Genomic DNA, 4,158 nt, shown 5'->3' on the forward strand with positions numbered 1-4,158 from the left:
AGGTGCCCCAATGCGATTTTATAAATTTCCTCATTGCATTGCACGCGACTATACTCCTGACAAAATATAACGCCGCACACAGGGGCCGGCAAAAAAGCGCAGCGTTTTGACGGTCCCAGCGACCAACGGGAGCAACTGCTGTGCCTTGTTAAATTCTTCTAGAATGGCCAAGATGCTATTGCCTGAAAAATGAAGCCGACAATAAGAAATACGGTTCCCCAAACAGCAGTTTTTGACTGGGAAAGCAAGTTAGCTACTGATGGAAGTTTTAGGTTCTCTTCTGGATCTTTTGATGCATACCGCGGAACCCCAATTTCAACGGCTTTATTCTTGGTCACAAAAACACCAGACAATATCATCAATGCACCGACAATATCTAAGCAGATTCCAATGAATGAGTAGTGTTGAGGTGTTAAGTCCATATCAGCTCCTATAATTTAACGCCGCCAGCACGCGCGGCCTTGTAGTGTAGGCGAAGCCGCAACGAAAAGGCCGTCGCTATACCTAGTCTTGTTGAATTTCATTTTGGCGTGACGAGCTGCGACTCAGTAAAACCGCATTCAGTGCACTTGTATTCTCTACGAATACCGCCCAGTCGCCCGAACTGACGATCAGGCTTGCTAGACTCAACGACCCAGGCCGGTTTTCGACACTTAGGGCATGGCTCACCTTCGAATGCCTCCAGCTTTCGCACCCGCTCTTGGAGCTCCAAAACTTGGTTTTTGAGATTTATGTTTTCTTCCTGGAGTTCCAGCGCGGATTCGCGCAACTCCATGATTTTCTCTTGAGCTTCTATCGTTGCCCCCTTTTTCAGAAGCTCAACGATATCGTTGTATCTTGGAAGTGCCATGGAACCTCCTGAAATTTAACGCCGCGCTCTGCGGCAAATTTGGAGCGCAGCGTAAAATTTGTCCGACAGCAGCGCCTTGTTATACCTTGATGATGTTCTCTAAGAATTGCTTGGCATTTTCTTTATTGGAAAATTCTCCGGTAATTTTATCTGAGTTAGAGTATTCTACGGCTATATATAGCTTTTCAAATACTGCATCTTTGGGAACTGATTCAGAGCTAAAATTATTAATAAATACTATGGCATCATCCACTGTTTCGAAGGAACTACTCACACCATAGAGCGGAGCAATAACTATCCGAGAAACTTGGCGGTCTAATGAAGCCATTAATGACGCCTTGAAATGCTGAACTTTCTCAGAACTTAACTCCATGATCTTGGTAAAAACTTGTTTATACTGGTCTTGTGTTAGGTTTTGAAGTGCATCAATTTTTGAAGCGGCGTCATCATCTGGTGTACTCTCTTCAAAGCTAACGTCCAAATCAAAAATACGAAACGCTTCAACGATATCCTGATACTCAATATACAAGGTTTCAAAGCCACAAGCATTTAATTGTTCAATAGATGGGGCTGTAAATACACCGGCTATAACTGCACCCAAAAAAGGCTTGTGATATTTGTATTTTTCAGCAATAGGCAAAACCGCACCTTGAATCTCCTGGGCTTTATTCTTCGAATGTTTTGTATATCTGCGCCACGCGCATTCGATTAAAGCCGCTGGGACTCCTAGCCTATCTTCAGTACCATTTCTTTCTATAACAAAGTCCAAATCATGGAAACTGCCATATACATCCACCCACTTTACTTTTTTTCCTTTTCTGGCCTTACGGACCTTCCCGACTACATCGAGATATAGCTCTCTATCATTGCAAATAGATAGCAATTCCTCTTCGAAATGTTTTTCTATAAACTCGCCAATCATTTGGCCTAGTTTATGTGCTTTTGCATCAGCCATTCTTTACCCTCTAACCCAGAGACGCCCTTCATGGAGGGGTACTGTATGTGTTCTATTTTTCCACTTTATATTTCTATCGCGCAGCTTTTCAAAAGAAAATGATTTAAATCCGTGATAAAGGGCAAGTTCTCCGAGCCATTTTTCAGCTGGAACGTGAACACCGTATGGGGCTGAATCACCTATTACAAAACATATTTCTGACCCTTTATCCATAATAGGCCTACAGTTCTTCCAGATTTTTGATAGGTCCAGAAAATATGCCGCAATCATAGTGTGATAAGTTTTCTTACCGCCTTTTCCGATCCTTACTTGTTCAAGCTCCCTAACAACAGGAGTGAGCTCTTCCAAAATTGGCGCAAGAAGTGGCTCCTCAAGGATTTCATCGAGCACTATTTTATCTGCTGCAGAATGCTGAGAGCATGACCTCATAATTGTTGGCCTTACGGCTGTTTTCAGGTCACCCCAGCCATTAATCTCGCCCCAAAACATCATTTCTAGTCTTGTAGCATCTGCATAGTCATAGTTATTTGGATATGGAGGCGAAGTAATAAGTAGGTTGCACTTTGGTGCTTCTATTGATTCCCGAACATCCTGTTTAAATATTTGGGCGACATTAGACCAATTGGCGCATTTTGCGTACTCCATGTCTTGGGCCATTAGCTCGGCTTTTCCTAAAAAAGCATCTTTAACATCAATAACTTTTGCCTTCGATTTGTTCGGTAAAACGTACTGCCATTGTGCCGTTCCCGCTTTACTGCATGCCCTAAGAATGGAGGTTATATTAAGCCACACTAACTCCCAAATAGGATTTTCATTGGCAAGTTTTTCATAAGCAAACCGCAAATTATCTAGCTTAGATAATGCTTCGATGTCATAGCACTTCCCTAGTAAATTTGATTCATCGTGCCGCTCAGTTTGTTTGTTGCATTTCTCGGCTAAGTTAAGAACTTGATTGCAAGCTTCAATAAATTCTAATTCATCAAGTATCCATTGGTTCTTTGCCTTGGCAATTCTTGCTACAAAGGGGTGGCCCTCAAAGCCGTAAACCCGATTACCTAACGAAGCGCCCGCAAAAGCTGTAGTGCCTGAACCTAAAAATGGATCAAGAACAACAGCTTTTGTGTCTTGCTCTAATTCAAATTTTCTTATTTCAGATTGAACCCACTCAGCCGAGTAGCCGGCTGAATAACGAAACCACCTATGAACAGGTAGTTTCATATTGTCTGTGAATGTGCCTGAGCGAGCTTTAATTTTGCTCATTTATTAATCTCATATCATGTAAATAAAGCATTTTACCATGTTCGTTTCCGAAAGTCCATGGTGTTTCTGGCACTTGAGGTATAACGCTGCGCACAGGGGCCGACAAATAAGCGCAGCGTTTTGGCGGTCCCAGCGACCAACGGGAGCGACTGCTGCGGTTTGTTATAAGTATTACTCAGCCACATACTCAAAAACACGTTTATTACTATCGAATGCAACAACGGGCTTTTTACCTTGATTCGCTATCTTTTTTATTTCCTGAAGTACAATTTCTCTTTTTAATGGATGAGTAGCGACTTCATCTTTTGCATTAGTTGAAATTTGATACTGAGGGCATTCCGCGCTACAAAGCACATCTAGGTATTGACCATGCTCATGTGGAACGTCTTCAATATGTGCTTCGCGCAAGCATAAAAAGCAATTTCCATTATTTTTCATGACTCCATCTCCATTGACTTATAACGCGCAATTAAGGGGCCGAAAAAGCGTAGCTTTTGAGGTCCCAGCCCGCTTTCGGGCGACTTGAATTTTTTGTTAGGTGCCATTTGTTACTTGATATCCCTTCGTATATTTTGATACATGGTAAAGCGCAAACAGTATTGCTGGCAGAAGCACTATCGGTAGGCCGAACTTGATAAAGACTAAATTTACGCTAGCTATTATGCCGCACAACAAACCTATAACCGTTGCTCTTGGACTTCGATGTGGCCGGTTGCGAAATATGCGCCATAGAGCGCACCAGAGTTCGGCTAGCCCAAAAATCCCTAGGGGCCCAGATATAAAAAGAAGGGCCATTTCTGGGCGTACAGATGACCGCAGTTCGTCCAATCCATAGTTTCCCATAAGAACGTCAGCAATACCTGTTATCCAGAAAGGGAAACCGATAGCAGCAAATACTGCAAAAAGTACAGTAAAGGGTAAAACCGTTATTGCTAATAGCACTAATGCTGTAATGCGGCTTCGATCCATATATTCACCTAACGCCGCACACAGGGGCGGCCAAAAAAGCGCAGCGTTTTGGACGTCCCAGCGACCAACGGGAGCGACTTCCGGGTAGGAGCCGCCCTCTCGGGCGACGCCCCCCACAGATCCG

6 protein-coding genes are annotated in these 4,158 nt (G+C 43.3%); all 6 read right to left on the minus strand.

All coding sequences use genetic code 11. The features are described from left to right. Positions 1-158 precede the first annotated feature (158 nt). Positions 159-422, minus strand: coding sequence for a hypothetical protein (locus KQ940_RS22495; protein WP_217416891.1), 264 nt, complete (start codon positions 420-422; stop codon positions 159-161). Between the two features lie 98 nt (positions 423-520). Continuing rightward, positions 521-850 carry a hypothetical protein gene (locus KQ940_RS22500; RefSeq protein ID WP_217416892.1) on the minus strand — a complete coding sequence of 110 codons (330 nt, stop codon included), beginning with the start codon at positions 848-850 and terminating at the stop codon, positions 521-523. A gap of 79 nt (positions 851-929) precedes the next feature. Continuing rightward, complete coding sequence (locus KQ940_RS22505; protein ID WP_217416893.1) at positions 930-1,805, minus strand: hypothetical protein; 876 nt, start codon at positions 1,803-1,805, stop codon at positions 930-932. Positions 1,806-1,808: 3 nt separating this feature from the next. Continuing rightward, the gene (locus tag KQ940_RS22510) at positions 1,809-3,065 is read right to left on the minus strand and encodes a DNA methyltransferase (RefSeq protein ID WP_217416894.1); all 1,257 of its coding nucleotides are present in this window, start codon (positions 3,063-3,065) and stop codon (positions 1,809-1,811) included. 171 nt (positions 3,066-3,236) lie between these two features. Beyond that, entirely contained in the window at positions 3,237-3,503 is a 267-nt protein-coding gene (locus KQ940_RS22515) for a hypothetical protein (protein WP_217416593.1), read from the minus strand. Positions 3,504-3,599: 96 nt separating this feature from the next. Next, a partial coding sequence (locus tag KQ940_RS22520) for a hypothetical protein (RefSeq protein WP_217416895.1) occupies positions 3,600-4,158 on the minus strand: 559 nt, incomplete at its 5' end.

Source organism: Marinobacterium ramblicola, assembly GCF_019084545.1.
GTDB classification, from domain to species: Bacteria; Pseudomonadota; Gammaproteobacteria; order Pseudomonadales; family Balneatricaceae; genus Marinobacterium_D; species Marinobacterium_D ramblicola.